This window comes from Methanofollis tationis (genome assembly GCF_013377755.1).
In the GTDB taxonomy this organism is placed as follows: domain Archaea; phylum Halobacteriota; class Methanomicrobia; order Methanomicrobiales; family Methanofollaceae; genus Methanofollis; species Methanofollis tationis.
In genome coordinates, this window is sequence record NZ_JABXWR010000001.1 from 388,009 (window position 1) to 403,480 (window position 15,472).

Here is a 15,472-nt window from a genome sequence, read left to right on the forward strand (position 1 = left end):
ATACGTCCCCCGTACCTTTTAGAAGGTCTCACTCCAGATAAGCATTCCGCAGATACTCGTTCTTCCAGAATCCGGGTGCCGGGCAGGATAAGCCGGTCATAATGGTTTTTATTCTCGCGTGTCGATGATCCGCACATGCGCTATTATCCCGGAAAGATCGGTCTTCCCTCTCCCCACGAGGTCAACCATGCGGTCGAAGCGGCGTTCAGGGAGTACGGGGAAGGCCAGGTCCAGATGCCGCCGAAGGTGTATGTGACCCTTCCGAAGGGCGACTTTCGGACCATGCCCGCATATCTCCCGTCGATGGGGATCGCCGGTGTGAAGATCGTGAATGTTCACCCGGAAAACCCGCGGTCCGGGTTGCCGACGGTGATGGCCCTCACCATAATCCTTGATATCGATACCGGGATGCCGCAGGCCGTCCTGAATGCGACTGAACTCACCGATCTGCGGACCGGCGCCGCCGGGGCCGTTGCCGCACAGTATCTCTCACGGAAAAAGCGTATCGCCCTCGGTGTGGTCGGCAGCGGCCGGCAGGCAATCGCACAGGTACATGCCATCGCCGACGTGCTGGAGATCGAGGAGATCCTGGTCTGGAGCCGTACAGCAGAGAATGCCGTGGAGTTCTGCGGGCAGTTCGGGGAGATCGGGTGCCGGGCAGGATCGGTCGAGTCTGCCTGCAACGCCGATGTGATCGTGACGACGACTCCCTCCAGGACGCCCCTGATCAGGTCTGAGTGGGTGCAGAAGGGGACGCATATCAACGCCATCGGCGCCGATGCCCCGGGAAAAGAGGAACTCGACCCTGCTCTCCTGGTGCGGGGCCGTGTTTTTGTTGACGATCCCGAACAGGCGCTTCATTCCGGTGAGATCAATCTTCCGTTCTCACAGGGGCTCTTTCGGGCCGATCAGATCGCGGGCACGCTCGGCGACGTCGTCTGCGGCAGAAAAAAAAGGGAGAGCCAGGATGAGATCACCATCTTTGACTCGACGGGCCTTGCGATCCAGGACCTCGCGATCGCCTCCCTCGTCATGGGACGGGGAGAATACATCGATCTCCCCTTCCCCTGACTCACTCTTTTTGTACCCGGTCCCGCGCGAACTTTTTCCAGACCTGTTCGCGGTAGACCGGACCTGAGTTATAGGTGCAGAAGGGGATGATCCGCCCGTCTGGCGTGGCATAGTGAATGCAGCAGCGCTGCACGCGGGAGAGATCGTAGTTGTAGTTGTCCATGAAGTGCATCGTCCCGATGAACAGGGCGTTCCAGTGGAAGTCTCTCAGCGCATCGAAATTCTGGGAGATCAGCGTTTTTCCGAGGAGTTTATAGAACTGGCTCCCGTTCGCATGATCGCCCTTCGCTGCGGAGAGGCCCATGTCCTTCACACCTTCGAGCAGGGCCCGGTATTTGTTGATGGTGCCGCCGTTTTTCATCGTCTCGGTCATTTTCCCGATGGCGTCGAAGAAACCGTCGACGTCGACCATCTCGTTGATCGGCACCAGTCCCTTCTCGGTGACGAAGACGTAGGTCGCTGCCCCGCAGTGCTGGTGGGTGGTGAACCGCACAACCGGTTTGCCGGTATAGGCCTCAACGAGGTCTGAGATGGGCATCACACAGGGAACCGGGTAGAAATATTCTTTCTTGATGATCCCGCCGGTCTGCTCTTCGATCCGATCGGCAAGATCAGGGATGGTCACCCGTTCCTGTTTGAGGTTCTCCTCAGAAGCGGCACCGGTGAATGAGACGGGCTGGAAATTGACGCCCCGCACCACCTTGATATGCTCGGCCGCGTACTTCAGGATGGCCCCGACCTCATGGTCGTTCTGGCCGTTGATCACCGTCGGGACGAGCACCACGCCCATGCCGGTTTTCTCACAATATTCCACAACTTTCTGGCTCGTCTGGAGGATGGGGTTCGTCTCCTCGGTCACGCCGTCGAAGTGGAGATAGATGGTGCTCAGTCCGGCATCCTTCAGTTTCTGGACATATTGAGGATCTTTTGCGATTTTTATCCCGTTGGTGGCGACCTGCACCTGGGAGAAACCCAGTTCCTTTGCCTTTTTGATGATCTCGACGAGGTCGTCGCGCATCGTGGGCTCGCCGCCTGAAAACTGGACGGCCGGTGGCGGGACAGGTTTTTCGTTCCTGAGCATCGCCATCATCTCGACGATCTGATCGAACGAGGGTTCATAGACAAAACCGCAGGCCCGGGCATTAGCAAAGCAAAAAGAGCAGTTAAGGTTGCAACGGTTTGTAAGGTCGATGTTTGCGAGAAGCGTCCCTGAACGGTGGTTTGAACAGAGGCCGCATGCCGTCGGGCAGGCGTCGGTGGTCGCATCCCGCTGCGGGTTTGCAACGCCGGTACCGATCCTCTCGAAGGCATCAAACCGCCTGTACATCTCTGCATCTGACCAGTACAGATTTTTTGCTTCCCCATGTTCCGGACAGGTACGTCTGATCCATACTTTCCCATCCTCCTCAAATATCTCGGCATCGAGAACTTTTCTACAGATGGGGCAAAGGCCCCGGGTTTTTTTTAGAAGCATATCTCATCCACCGGCATCTCTATACAATAGCGTTTCATATATTGGTACCTGAATCTTTGCAGATTATCACAGTGTTTGCCTGTCTGAAATTTAAACTTAAGTAGGAATAGAGGGGATTAGTATTAATAGTATCGTCTCGGTGTTCTCTGCCCTTATTGCGGCGATCTGGATCATGATGCCGGCCTATGTGCCAAATCCTGTGGCTGCGGCATGTGGCGGAGGCGCTCCGGTTGATTTCGGGAAGAACTGGCTGGACGGTCGGCGGATCCTGGGCGATGGAAAAACGTTCCGGGGTTTTTTCGCCGGCGTTGCCGCCGGGATCGCCGTCGGACTTCTCCAGATATGGGTCCAGGGTACCCCGGGATTTGCATTTCTCCCCCAACATACCGTCGTTTCTGTTGTTCTCTTCTCGGCAGGGGCGCTTCTCGGCGACATGGCAAAGAGCTTTTTCAAGCGGCGGCTCGGGATGGACCGCGGCGAAGAATGGCGTATTTTTGACCAGTATGATCTTGTCATCGGAGCATTTGCGCTCGCGGCCGTGTTCCAGCCTGGATGGCTTTTCCAGAACCTCACCCTCCTGATCCTGCTCTGGATCATCATCATCACCCCTCTTCTCCACCGTGCCGCGAACATCATCGGATATTTTGCAGGAGTTAAAGACGTACCATGGTAGCATCAATTGCATCACTGCTCAAGGACCACGGGGCAATCGAGTTCGGGGACTTTGTTCTTGCCTCAGGGGCAAGAAGCACGTACTATCTGGATATCAAGACGGCGATTACGGATCCCGCCCTTCTCGGCCGGATCGGCAGGGAGTTTGCAGGCCGGTTTACCTTCGATGTGGTGGCCGGCGTCGCCGTCGGGGCAGTGCCCCTGGCGGTCGCAACCTCTCTCGCAGCGGGAAAACCCTATGCGATCATCAGAAAGGAGGAGAAGGCCCATGGAAAAAGCGGCGTCATTATCGGTGACGTAAAGGGAAAGGCGGTTCTCCTCGTCGAAGATGTCACAACCTCAGGCGGTTCGGCCCTCTATGGTGCCCGCGCCCTCAGGGACGCCGGGGCCGAGGTCGTCGCCGTCGGTGTGGTTGTGGACCGTGAAAGCGGCGCGACTGAGGTTTTTGCAGGTGAAGGGCTCTCCCTTATTCCCCTGGCGACGGTATCGGAGATAATGAACCTGTAACCAATTTATTTAGGAGAGGCATATAATTATGGACATGAAGATTCTTGTTGTGGGCGGAGGAGGCAGGGAACACGCCATAGCCCGTGCCCTCTCCTGCAACAGTGAAGCCACGATTTTTTCGGTAATGGCCAGAAAAAACCCGGGTATTGCCGCTCTTTCGAAGCGTCACCTCATAGAAAAAGAGACCCGTGTCGAAAAAGTCGCTGATTTTGCCCGTGAATGTGGCGTGGACTGCGCGATCATCGGCCCTGAGGCGCCCCTTGAGGCAGGTATCGCCGATGCTCTCCAGCAGCAGGGCATCCCCTGTGTCGGCCCCACCCGTCTGGCCGCACGCCTCGAGACCGACAAGGCGTTCTGCAGGGATATGATGGAACGGCACGGGATTCCCGGTCGCCCCCATTACCGGGTCTTCCATGACACCGCTGCCGCCTGCGACTATATCGACGCTTATGACGGCGACCTTGCTGTAAAGCCGATCGGCCTCACCGGCGGCAAGGGCGTCAGGATCATGGGCGAGCAGGTCGACCGCGAAGGGGCGAAGGCGTATGCCAGGACCCTTGACGGTGGTGTCGTTCTTGAGGAACGGCTCATCGGCGAGGAGTTCACCCTTCAGGCCTTTGTCGACGGCAACCATCTGGTGCCGATGCCCCTGGTCCAGGACCACAAACGCGCCTTTGAGGGGGACACCGGCCCGAATACCGGCGGCATGGGCACCTACTCCCTCGAAGATCATCTCCTCCCATTTGTCACGCATGCCGATTACGAGGCTGCCCTCGAGATCATGCGGGGAACGGTGGCGGCGATGGCCGTCGAGGGGCAGCCCTACCGCGGGATCCTGTATGGTCAATTCATGAATACGCGGGACGGCCCGAAGGTTGTGGAGTTCAACTCCCGGTTCGGCGATCCCGAGGCGATGAATGTTCTTTCGCTTCTGGAGAGCGATTTTGCCGCAATTCTCTGCAGGATCGTCGAGGGCAGCCTCTCCAGGGCCCACGTGCAGTTTGCGCCGAAAGCGACGGTCTGCAAATATCTCGTTCCCGAAGGGTATCCGGACGCCCCGGTGTCAGGGGCGCCGATCGCCGTCGGGGACTATGGCGACGCTATCCTCTACTATGCGAATGTCGGGGAGAAGGACGGCCGGATGGTGACCCTTCAGTCAAGAACGATGGCGTTTGTCGGGCTTGGCGACTCCCTTGCAGAGGCCGAGGAGACTGCCGAGCGGGCGGCGGCATCGGTGAGAGGAGGCGTATGGTACCGGCACGACATCGGCAAACCTGCCCTCCTTGACAAACGGATCAAACATATGAAGGAAATACGATGAAGAAGGATTTTCTTACACTTCTGGATGTAGATGCAGGCGAACTTGAGGCGCTTCTTGCCGAGGCCGAGCGGCTCAAGGCCCTGCGCAGGGAAGGGCGCTCTCATGCCCTTCTGCAGGGCAAAAGCCTCGGCATGATATTCGAGAAGGCCTCCACCCGGACCCGTGTCTCCTTTGAGGCGGGCATGCACGACCTCGGGGGACATGCCCTCTTTCTCAACCCGAGCGATCTGCAGATCGGCCGCGGCGAACTGGCGCGGGACACGGCGCGGGTGCTCTCCCGCTATGTCTCGGCGGTGATGATCAGGGCGTACAAACACACGACCATCGAGGAATTCGCGCGATATGCATCTGTACCGGTGATCAACGGGCTCTCAGATATCGCCCATCCCTGCCAGGTGCTCGCCGACCTCATGACCCTGAAGGAACATTTCTCATCCCTGAAGGATCTGCGGCTCGCCTGGATAGGTGACGGGAACAATGTCTGCAACACGCTTCTGATGGCCTCGGCCCATACCGGCCTTGACCTGCGTGTCGCCTGCCCGCCAGGCTATCAGCCCCCGCAACGGATCGTTGAGGAGGCCCTTTCCCACGGGGCCCATCTGACCTTCTGTAAAACGGCCGAAGAGGCCGCCGATGGGGCCCATGCTCTCTATACCGATGTCTGGGTTTCGATGGGCAACGAAGCCGAGCGCGAGGCGCGGCTGCGTGCCTTCCAGGGTTATACGATCACCACCGAGATCGTGAACCGTGCCGAACCCGACGCCATCGTGATGCACTGCCTCCCTGCACACCGCGGCGAGGAGATCACCGACGAGGTGATCGAAGGGCCGCAGAGCGTCGTCTGGGACCAGGCCGAGAATCGGCTCCACGCCCAGAAAGCCCTTCTTGTGCGGCTGCTCCACTAATATTTTTTTGGAGAGAAAAAAAGGTCAGTCCTCGCCGATAAACGCAAGGACAAGGGTGCGCATCTCTTTTTCGGCCTCCAGGACCACCTCTTTTTTGCCCCTGAAGGCGAGGAGATCCCGGACGTCACCGCTCATATTTGCATAATAGAGCGGCTGGCTTCGTTCCACCAGTTCTACGTCATATTTCTGGATGATGGCCCTGATAACGCTTCTCGGCACGCCCGGCGGGATCACCAGATCAAATAACTCTTCTTCTTCTGCCATATGCTTCCTCACTTGCCAATTTTTATCCGTCTGGCCATGATGCATGGGCCGCCGCGTACGCCTCCGAGCGGATTTTTCGGTTTTCCAAGGGAGTTCATGCACCTCCCCATCAGGGCGGCGCCCCGTGCGAGGCCGTCGTCCACAAAGACGACATGGTTCTGCGGATCTTTGTAATAGCCCCGCTTTGCAATGCCGTCGAGGATATACTGAGGTTTGCGACCTGAGATTGCCGCTCTCCCGGTGAAACCGATGGACGAATTTTCAGGGACCATGCCATGGTCGGATGCTATATCTATGAGACGGAGGGCCATCTCTGCGCAGACATGGTCGATCACGTCCACAAGCACGCCCCTGCCGTACTTCTCATATATTTCGGCACCGATGGTATTGAGTTCTCCGGTTTCGCTCCCGTTCACGCCCACGTCGCAGCCGATCAGGGCGACGCCGGAATCGTGGGCGACCTTTGAACTGACCGGCACACGACCGAAGCGCTCCCGGTCAGGCGGTACGATGCCGATATCGATGTGGCTGTGGATGCGCCTGACATAATCCTCGATGATCGACGCCGATCTGCCGATCCGTGAAAGCCCCTCGGTGACGCTCTGGTCGCCGAACATGTCCAGGGCCGTGCCGGTCCGCCCCTCGACCTGTCCGGTCCCCCTGACAATGGCGTCGGGAACTGCGCCGGCAAGACCGCAGAAGTTTCCGATCGTCTTGGCGAAGGGGTTTGGATCGCCGGCCGGGACGTCAGAGGTGATCCTGCCGTCAAGGGTGGTGCCGAAGTCGATGGAGATGCAGGGATTGCGAAAGTCCACCGGGGTGCCCTTTGCGCCTTCTTTGATCCCGGCCATCGCAAGTTCGCCCTCCATCTCGTTTGCGACCATCTCCACACCTGAACTTCCCAGTGGCGGGATAACGCCCGCAACCGCCCCGACAAAGACCACTTTGTCCGCGAAACTGTGGGCCTGGAGTTTTTTCGTGAGGTTCTCCTTGGACATGGGCGGCGTCATCTTCTTTGGCGGCACACCGGCAGCAAGACAGCCGTTTGCAAGGGCGATGACGAAATCGCCGACCTGATCGGGAGAGTCCATGGCGGCAACGACGCCGGTGCTCCTGACCACGAAATCGAGATCGGTCTGGATTGAGAGGCCCACATCCTTGTGGCACTGGATCAGCGTGTCCCTGACAAGTTCGGTGACCGACTCCTTGGTGAGCTGCGTGCCGTCGAGCGTCTCACCGAAGACCTCTTCGCCGGGTTTTGGCGCTCGGACGTCCCGGCTCATCTTCACCGTCTTGTTGATGATATAGGTGTGGCCTGTTTCCAGGTTTGTGCCGGTGAGGATGCACTTTGTCGTGGTATTTCCCATCTCGACCGATGCAACGATGAAGTACGGCTTCACCTTATATTCGGGGATCACCATCCCTGCGCCGTGGCTGATTGATGGTGGGGGAACACTTTCAACGATATACGGCTTCGGTTTGAAAAAGCGGTCCATAAAACTGGCGCACATATACCAATCTCACCCCCTGAATACTTTATACCTTTCTATCTTCCCATTTCCTCCTCCCTCAGGAAAGGATGGCGGTGCAGGTTCCTGCATTGCCGTGTGATACGCTCCTGCAGGGGTCTTTCACCCCATCATCTCCGGTGATGTTCCGGTATCTCCTAATTGAGGCCTTTTTTGGTGTGTGACGCACAGGTATATATTGCGGGATGCAAAGGTATCTGATTACCATGGTCAAACTCACAGAAGAGATGAAGGCCGCCTTTTCGTCGGTCAGGGTATTTCCCGTTGCGACCGCTTCGAAGGACGGCATTCCGAATGTTGTGCCGATCGGGTTCTGCATGCTTGTGGGCGACGATACGATCTGGATCGCCGACAATTTTATGAAAAAGAGTCTCGCGAACCTCAGGGAAAACCCGAAGGCTGCGATCTATGTCTGGGGGCCGGAGACGAAGGGGTGTTTCCAGATCAAGGGCGACGTCTCGATCGTGACCGAGGGGGAGGACTTCCAGAAGATGCGGGAGATCGTCCTTGCCAAGATGTCGCAGGCCCCGGCAAAGAGCCTGATCGTCGTCGCGATCACCGAAGTGTTCTCCTGCACGCCCGGGCCCGGTGCGGGCGACCGCATTCCGATGATGGGGCAGTGAACCTGAGGAGAGGGGGCAGACCACAGAAGGAACTGCTCCGCTCCTGGAGACCTCGCCTTTTTTTCCGCCCTGATGAGGGAGGAGGGTTCAGGAGAATCGTGACTTCGCCTTTTCAAGCGCTGCGGTGAGTTCGTCGAGCGCCCGCCCGGCCCCTTCTTTCATGTCCTGCATGGCGCTTCCGCCTGATGCCTGGAGGTCTTTCACCTTTCTCTCCATTTCATCCCGTTTCCCGGCATATTCAGAGGCGATCTCGTTGAGCTGGATCTCGGCCTCGGCGCCCCTGCCTTTTGCCTTTGCTTTGATCACGTTGAGCTCGGCATCCAGCTCCTCGATCTTCGCTTTAATCATGGTGATATAGGGATCGACGTTGGTCATGGCTGAATGAGGTGCGTATGACATCATAAAATTACCTCCTGCCCGGCAGTATTTTTTATCAGGGCGTTGTATTTTGTGATGATCACCATGGCAGAACTGACGCCTGAGATGAAAGAGATGTTTGCAAAGGCCCCGGTCTATCCGCTCGCGACCGCCTCGAAGGACGGCGTTCCAAACGTCGCCCCGATGAAATCGGTATGGCTCATCGACGACCGGACGATCTGGGTTGCAGACAACTACATGAACAAGAGCCTTGCGAATATGCAGGAGAACCCGCGGGCAGCGATCTATATCTGGGGGCCTGAGACGAAAGGGTGCATCCAGATCAAGGGCGACGTCGAGATCCTCACCGCCGGGCCCGAGTACGAGAAGATGCGTGCGGACGTGAAGGCGAAGTCCGATAAGTACCCGGCAAAGTCGCTGATCAGGATCACGATCACCGATGTGTATTCGTGTGCGCCCGGCGCCGGGGCTGGCGATAGACTCCTGTAATATCTCTTCTTTCCCTCTTTTTTTGGGGTTCTGGGACCATGTTGTTGACGTCACCAGAGGAGTTTGCCCTAGGTCGGGACCCTGGAGAGATCCATGACATCATGCTGAACAGATAGGCCTGCTATCTCATGAGGATCGGATCCTTCTTGCCGATTTGCGTGGAAGGCAGGGGCCGGAATTCAGATCTGCCCGGCTTCGTCCCCTCCCAATTGCAATCGGCATGCCGATCACCCGCCTTCCCCACGCTGCCCGCCGGGGGCTCTGCCCCCGGACCCCCGCGCGCGATTGGGCCGGGAAGGCAGCACAGGAGCCAGAATGAACCACGCCATCTTCCCCCCGCAATGGGCGGGGGGACCGGGGGGCGGCAGGCCCCCGCCACCGGCATGCCGATCTACCGTCCTTTCATCGATGCAATCGTTCCCGGATACTTCGCATGTCTTCTTTCATGTGCGAATCCCCGCCATCCGGGGTCTGCCCGGGAAGTACAGACGAAGGGGGGGAGTTATGTCAGGGCGGTGGGAAACGTTCCCTCCTCCACCGTGACCCCGCCACAAAAAAAGTTTATTCTTTTCTGATCTGCTTGAGAAGGCGCGCCTGCATCCCGAAGTACTTTGAGACCCCGACCGCATCGCACTGGTCGATGGTGTGGGAGTCGAAGGAGACGAGGTCGCTCGAATAGAGGGCCATCGGCGAACTCCGCCCGGCGACATGGACGCTTCCCTTGAAGAGGACGCAGTCCACCGAGCCTGTGACCCGCTCCTGCGTGGTGTCGATGAAGGCGTTGAGGGCGGCATAGAGGGGCTCGTGGACCAGGCCCATGTAAGCGAGTTCTGACCACTTCTCGTCCACGATGTGCTTGAAGGAGAGTTCTCCCCTGGTGAGCACCAGCTGTTCGAGGTCGCGGTGGGCCGTGAGAATGACGGTTGCGGCCGGGTGCTCGTAGTTCTCGCGGGCCTTGAGGCCGAGGATGCGGTCCTCGATCATGTCGTTCCTGCCGACACCATGGCGCCCGGCGATGGCGTTGAGTTCCTGGATCAGGTCGCCGCCTTCCATCCTCTTCCCGTTGAGGGATACCGGGACACCCTGCTCAAAGCCGATCGTGACGGTTTCGGGCTCTGCGGGTGCGTCCTGTGCAGATAGGGTCCAGGCAAAGATCTCCTCGGGCGGGTGGTATGCGGGGTCCTCGAGTTTTCCGCCTTCAATGCTCCGGGACCAGAAGTTCTCGTCGATGGACCAGGGCTTCTCTTTCTTCACCGGGACCGGTACGCCGTGCTTCTCGGCGTACTCGATCTCCCACTCGCGGGCGAGGTTCATCTCCCTGATCGGGGCGACGACCTCGAACCCGTTCGCACGGAAGATGAAATCGAAGCGGAGCTGGTCGTTGCCCTTGCCGGTGCAGCCGTGGGCGATTGCCGTCGCTCCCTCTTTCTTTGCGATGGCGACGATCTCCTCGGCGATCAGGGGGCGGGCGAGGGCGGTGCCCATCGGGTAACCTTCGTAACTCCCGTTCGCCTTGATCGCACGGAAGATGTGCTCCCGAACAAAGGCGTCCTTCGCGTCCACCGTGTAGTGGCGGTCGGCAAGCCGTTCGCCCTTCTTTGCCCCTTCTTCGATCTCGTGAGCGGGCTGACCGACGTCGACGACGACGGTGACCACTTCGTCGTAACCGTAGTGCTCCTTGAGGAGCGGGATGCAGATCGAGGTGTCAAGGCCGCCCGAGTAGGCGAGTACAATTTTTCCTTTTCCCATGGGTGATGCTCCCTCTGTTATTGAGAGGATCCGGCGGTCCTTGTCCGGCCGGCCCTCCTGTATGACGGTACAGATATTGCATTCATACCATAAAAGGTGGTGCAGGGCCCGGGCCCGGTTTCATCGTCCCGCTCGGCGCCGCCGGGATTTCGGCCCTGCATCGAAGAAAAACGAAGAGGATGGCCGGTTCAGAGCCCGGCGTGGTAATGGCTCAGCGGCTCGATGGTGATCTCCTCGTGCTTCATCACCTCGATCGCCCCGGCCGCAGCTTCGGCCGCGGAGAGGGTGGTGATGTAGGGTACCGAGTAGTCCACGGCGACCCGCATGATCTGGTAGTGGTCCTGCCTGGACTGCTTGTCCGAGGGCGTGTTGATGATCAGGCTGATCTCGCCTTTGCGCATCATGTCGATGACGTTCGGGGATCCCTCCTGGACCTTCCTGACCATCTTCATGTCGATGCCGGCCTGGAGGAGGCACTCAGCCGTGCCGCCGGTGCCATAGAGGACGAGGCCGAGATCGCTGAGTTTCCGTGCGATCGGGACGATCGCCTCCTTCTGCTCGTCAGGGACCGAGATGAAGACGCTCCCCTCGAGCGGGAGGTCGTTGTCGGCCGCAAGGCATGCCTTGTAATAGGCCCGGCCGAAGTCGTAGTCGATGCCCATTACCTCGCCGGTGCTCTTCATCTCAGGGCCGAGGACGGTGTCGACGCCCGGCAGTTTGTTGAAGGGGAGGAGCACCTCCTTGACGGCGACGTGCTTCAAGGTCTTCTCCTGGTAGCCGAGTTCGGAGAGTTTGCGTCCCATCATCACCCTGGCGGCGACCTTTGCGAGCGGGATGCCGGTCGCCTTCGAGACGAAGGGAACGGTGCGGCTCGCCCGCGGGTTTGCTTCGAGCACGTAGACGATATCGTCTTTCACCGCGAGCTGGATGTTGATCAGCCCGACCACGCCCATCTCGATGGCGATCTGCCGGGTGTAGTTTTTCACCCGCTCGATCACCGACGCCGAGAGGGACTGGGTGGGGATGACGCAGGCCGAGTCGCCCGAGTGGACGCCGGCCTCCTCGATATGCTCCATGACCCCGCCGATGAGCACCTCTTCACCGTCGCAGACGGCGTCGACGTCGAGCTCGTAGGCGTCCTGGAGGAACCGGTCGATGAGCACCGGGTGCTGCCGCGAGACCCTCACCGCCTCCTTCATATATCCCTCCAGTTCCACCTGGTCGTGGACGATCTCCATCGCCCTGCCGCCGAGGACGTAACTGGGCCTGACGAGCACGGGGTAGCCGATCTCCTCGGCAATGGCCCTGGCCTGGTCCTCGGAATATGCCGAACTGTTCGGTGCCGAGGGTATGCCGAGCCGGTCCAGGAGGACGCTGAAGCGGTCCCGGTCCTCAGCGACGTCCATGGCGTCCGGCGACGTCCCCAGGATCCGGGTCGGAAGCCCGAGCCTCCTGATCTCGTTCTCGATCGGGATGGCGAGGTTGACCGAGTTCTGCCCGCCGAACTGGACCATCACGCCGTAATACTCGTCGTTTTTCAGGATGTTCATGACGTCTTCGAGCTGCATCGGCTCGAAGAAGAGGAGGTCGGAGGTGTCGAAGTCGGTAGAGACGGTTTCGGGGTTGTTGTTGACGATGTGGACGAGCACGCCCTCTTCCCGCGCCGCCTTCACGGCGTGGACGGTGCAGTAGTCGAACTCGATCCCCTGCCCGATCCTGATCGGGCCCGAACCGAGGATGAGCACCTTCCGGCGATCGTCGTGCACGTCCTCGTTCTCGTCTTCCATGGTGGAGTAGAGATAGGGGGTGTTTGCCGGGAACTCGGCGGCGCAGGTGTCGACCATCTTGTAGGTCACTTTCCCGCCCTGCCGGTCGATCTCATCCGCCGAAAGGCCGGTGAGTTCGACGATCTCCGTCGTGGAGAAGCCGAAGCGTTTGGCCGTCCTGATGTCGCCCTCCTCGCAGTTCTCCCTGAGCTTTTTCTCGATCTCGACGATGTGCCGGATCTTCTCCAGGAAGAAGGGGGTGATTTTCGTCATCCCGGCGATCTCGTCGACGGTCATTCCCTGTCTGAAGGCGTCGAAGAGGCAGCCGAACCGTTCGTCGGTCGGGCTTGTCAGGATCATCCTGATCTCGTTGAGGTTGGTGTGCTCGCGCTGGTCGTTGTCCAGGGAGCGGAGCGCCTTTTTGAAGGCCTCTTCGATGGTCCGGCCGATCGCCATCACCTCGCCGGTGGACTTCATGGCTGTCGTCAGGGTCCGGTCGGCGGTCTTGAACTTGTCAAAGGGCCAGCGTGGCACCTTGACGACGACGTAGTCGATCGCCGGCTCGAAGGAGGCCGGCGTCTTGCCGGTGACGGTATTTGTGATCTCGTCGAGACGAAGACCGATGGCGATCTTCGCGGCGACCCGTGCGATCGGGTAGCCGGTTGCCTTCGAGGCGAGGGCCGAGGAGCGAGAGACCCGCGGGTTCACCTCGATGACGCGGTAGTCGCCGTCCTTGAAGGCGAACTGGATATTGCAGCCGCCCTGGACGTCGAGCGCCCTGATGATCTTGATCGCCGCCGAGCGCATCATCTGGAACTCGTCGTCGCGCAGGGTCAGGATCGGGGCGACGACGACGCTCTCGCCGGTGTGGACGCCCATCGGGTCGACGTTCTCCATGCCGCAGACGATGAGACAGGTGTCAGCGGCGTCGCGCATCACTTCGAACTCGATCTCCTTCCAGCCCATGACGCTCTCTTCGATGAGCACCTGGTGGATGCGCGAGCGGTTGAGGCCCACATCGACGATGCGCTTTAACTCTTCGGGGGTGTGGGCGATCCCGCCGCCGGCCCCGCCGAGGGTGTATGCCGGCCTGATGATCGCAGGCAGCCCGACCAGTTCGAGGGCACGGTCCAGGTCCTCGATATGTTCGAGGATCATGCTCTTCGGGACGGGTTCACCAATCGCGGTCATCAGGTCCTTGAACTTCTCCCGGTCCTCGCCCTGGTAGATCGCTTCCAAGGGTGTGCCCAGGATCTCGACGTCCTTGAGCGCCCCCATCTCGGCGAGTTCTGCGGTCATGTTCAGGCCGGTCTGGCCCCCCATGCCGGAGAGGATGCCGTCGGGCCGCTCTTTTTCGATGATCTTCGCGATGATCCCGGCGTTGATGGGCTCGATATAGATCCGGTCGGCCATCTCGGGGTCGGTCTGGATCGTGGCGGGGTTGGAGTTGACCAGCACCACCTCGACGCCCTCTTCACGCAGGGCGCGGCAGGCCTGTGAGCCCGAGAAGTCGAACTCGGCGGCCTGCCCGATCTGGATGGGGCCTGATCCGATGATCAGCGCCTTTTTGATACGGGGGTTTTTCGGCATCAGGCAATCCTCCTGTACATTTCGTTGAATATGTGTCGTTCGGTGTCGTGCGGGCCGCCGTGCGCCTCTGGATGGAACTGGACGCAGAGGACATTGAGGTCGTCGTTGCAGAACCCTTCGACACTGCCGTCGTTCACGTTGGTGTAGGCGACCGTGCAGCCCTCGGGGAGGGAGTTGCCGTCCACTGCAAAACCGTGGTTCTGGGTGGTGATGTAGATCTGCCCGTCGGTGTGGCGCACCGGCTGGTTGGAGCCGCGGTGGCCGAACTTCATCTTATAGGTCTCGCCGCCGAGGGCGAGGGCGCAGATCTGGTTGCCCATGCAGATCCCGAAGACCGGCAGTTTGCCGATGAAGTGTTTTGCCGCGGCGATGGCGTCGGTGGCGCGTTTGGGATCGCCCGGGCCGTTGGTGATGAATATTGCCTCGGGCTCGTAGGATTCGATCTCCGAAGGCTTTGCATTGTGCGGGAAGATGTGCAGGTCGGCCCCGCGCCTGCGCAGGCTGATTGCGATGTTCTTCTTGATCCCGAGGTCTATCACGGCGATCCTCTTGCCCTTCCCGGGGATGCGGTAGGACTCCTTGCACGAGACCTGCGCGATCAGGTCCTGCTCGCTGATGTTCTGAACGGCGCGGGCCATGCGCACCGCCTCCTCACCGTCGTCGCTGCCGACGATGAGCGCCGCGCGCATCGTGCCGTGCTCTCGTGTCTTGATGGTGAGCTTCCTGGTGTCGACGCCCGATATCCCCAAAAGCCCGTTTTTCTCAAAAAAGTCGATGATTGATGGATTTGCCGATGGTGTGGTGCACACCTCCCGGGCAACACAGCCGAGGGCATGCACCATCGGACTTTGAAAATTCTGTCCGTCTACGCCATAATTGCCGATAAGCGGGAAGGTGAACATGAGGAGCTGACCCGCGTAACTGGGGTCGGTGAGCGCCTCCATGTATCCGGTCATCTGGGTGGAAAAGACCAGTTCTCCGGAACTGGACCCTTCAGCACCGAACCCTTCTCCCACAATAAATTCGCCGTCTTCAAGACCCAGAACCGCCTTCATGAATTACCATAGTTATTGCGCTACGAACCTTTTTAACGGTAGTGACCGTTCCGGTCAGGCCCGCTCACAAAATCTTATA

Annotated in this window: 14 protein-coding genes; 7 read left to right on the forward strand and 7 right to left on the reverse strand. The window is 59.4% G+C overall.

All coding sequences use genetic code 11. The features are described from left to right. Nucleotides 1-135 precede the first annotated feature (135 nt). Entirely contained in the window at nucleotides 136-1,071 is a 936-nt protein-coding gene (locus tag HWN36_RS02020; protein ID WP_176787775.1) for an ornithine cyclodeaminase family protein, read from the forward strand. Between the two features lies 1 nt (nucleotide 1,072). Here HWN36_RS02020 and tes read toward each other — a convergent pair whose 3' ends face one another. Beyond that, nucleotides 1,073-2,545, reverse strand: a complete 1,473-nt coding sequence (tes, locus tag HWN36_RS02025; protein WP_176787777.1) for a tetraether lipid synthase Tes — start codon at nucleotides 2,543-2,545, stop codon at nucleotides 1,073-1,075. A gap of 172 nt (nucleotides 2,546-2,717) precedes the next feature. Between tes and HWN36_RS02030 the strand changes: the two genes are divergently transcribed. The 4 genes from HWN36_RS02030 to argF are packed head-to-tail and all read left to right on the forward strand — an operon-like array spanning nucleotide 2,718 to nucleotide 5,950. Next, nucleotides 2,718-3,218: a CDP-2,3-bis-(O-geranylgeranyl)-sn-glycerol synthase gene (locus HWN36_RS02030; RefSeq protein WP_218133179.1), complete on the forward strand. Its 501-nt coding sequence runs from the start codon at nucleotides 2,718-2,720 to the stop codon at nucleotides 3,216-3,218. Continuing rightward, on the forward strand, nucleotides 3,212-3,724 hold the full coding sequence (gene pyrE, locus HWN36_RS02035; RefSeq protein ID WP_176787780.1) for an orotate phosphoribosyltransferase: 513 nt from the start codon (nucleotides 3,212-3,214) through the stop codon (nucleotides 3,722-3,724). Before HWN36_RS02030 ends, pyrE begins: the two co-directional genes overlap by 7 nt. Before the next feature lie 28 nt (nucleotides 3,725-3,752). After that, entirely contained in the window at nucleotides 3,753-5,045 is a 1,293-nt protein-coding gene (gene purD / locus HWN36_RS02040) for a phosphoribosylamine--glycine ligase (RefSeq protein WP_176787782.1), read from the forward strand. Further along, nucleotides 5,042-5,950 (forward strand): ornithine carbamoyltransferase, encoded by a 909-nt coding sequence (gene argF, locus HWN36_RS02045; protein ID WP_176787783.1) that lies wholly within the window; start codon nucleotides 5,042-5,044, stop codon nucleotides 5,948-5,950. The genes purD and argF overlap by 4 nt, the downstream gene beginning before the upstream one ends. Before the next feature lie 24 nt (nucleotides 5,951-5,974). Here the strand turns inward: argF and HWN36_RS02050 are convergent, their stop codons facing one another. Both HWN36_RS02050 and HWN36_RS02055 read right to left on the reverse strand, forming a co-directional pair. Further along, nucleotides 5,975-6,214 carry a hypothetical protein gene (locus tag HWN36_RS02050; protein ID WP_176787784.1) on the reverse strand — a complete coding sequence of 80 codons (240 nt, stop codon included), beginning with the start codon at nucleotides 6,212-6,214 and terminating at the stop codon, nucleotides 5,975-5,977. Between the two features lie 8 nt (nucleotides 6,215-6,222). Beyond that, the gene (locus tag HWN36_RS02055; RefSeq protein ID WP_176787785.1) at nucleotides 6,223-7,725 is read right to left on the reverse strand and encodes a methanogenesis marker 14 protein; all 1,503 of its coding nucleotides are present in this window, start codon (nucleotides 7,723-7,725) and stop codon (nucleotides 6,223-6,225) included. 224 nt (nucleotides 7,726-7,949) lie between these two features. Here HWN36_RS02055 and HWN36_RS02060 point away from each other — a divergent pair, with 224 nt between their 5' ends. Further along, entirely contained in the window at nucleotides 7,950-8,366 is a 417-nt protein-coding gene (locus HWN36_RS02060) for a pyridoxamine 5'-phosphate oxidase family protein (RefSeq protein WP_176787786.1), read from the forward strand. An 87-nt stretch (nucleotides 8,367-8,453) separates the two neighbouring features. Here HWN36_RS02060 and HWN36_RS02065 read toward each other — a convergent pair whose 3' ends face one another. Then, on the reverse strand, nucleotides 8,454-8,768 hold the full coding sequence (locus tag HWN36_RS02065) for a sll1863 family stress response protein (protein ID WP_246269821.1): 315 nt from the start codon (nucleotides 8,766-8,768) through the stop codon (nucleotides 8,454-8,456). A gap of 60 nt (nucleotides 8,769-8,828) precedes the next feature. Between HWN36_RS02065 and HWN36_RS02070 the strand changes: the two genes are divergently transcribed. Beyond that, nucleotides 8,829-9,233 carry a pyridoxamine 5'-phosphate oxidase family protein gene (locus tag HWN36_RS02070; RefSeq protein WP_048104066.1) on the forward strand — a complete coding sequence of 135 codons (405 nt, stop codon included), beginning with the start codon at nucleotides 8,829-8,831 and terminating at the stop codon, nucleotides 9,231-9,233. 561 nt (nucleotides 9,234-9,794) lie between these two features. Here HWN36_RS02070 and HWN36_RS02075 read toward each other — a convergent pair. The 3 genes from HWN36_RS02075 to carA all read right to left on the reverse strand — a co-directional run bounded on the left by HWN36_RS02075 (nucleotide 9,795) and on the right by carA (nucleotide 15,393). After that, the gene (locus tag HWN36_RS02075) at nucleotides 9,795-10,982 is read right to left on the reverse strand and encodes an argininosuccinate synthase (RefSeq protein ID WP_176787787.1); all 1,188 of its coding nucleotides are present in this window, start codon (nucleotides 10,980-10,982) and stop codon (nucleotides 9,795-9,797) included. Between the two features lie 188 nt (nucleotides 10,983-11,170). Beyond that, nucleotides 11,171-14,338 (reverse strand): carbamoyl-phosphate synthase large subunit, encoded by a 3,168-nt coding sequence (carB, locus tag HWN36_RS02080; protein WP_176787793.1) that lies wholly within the window; start codon nucleotides 14,336-14,338, stop codon nucleotides 11,171-11,173. Next, a complete protein-coding gene (carA, locus tag HWN36_RS02085; protein WP_176787802.1) occupies nucleotides 14,338-15,393 on the reverse strand; it encodes a glutamine-hydrolyzing carbamoyl-phosphate synthase small subunit in 1,056 nt (351 codons plus the stop codon). The genes carB and carA overlap by 1 nt, the downstream gene beginning before the upstream one ends. Nucleotides 15,394-15,472: the final 79 nt, after the last annotated feature.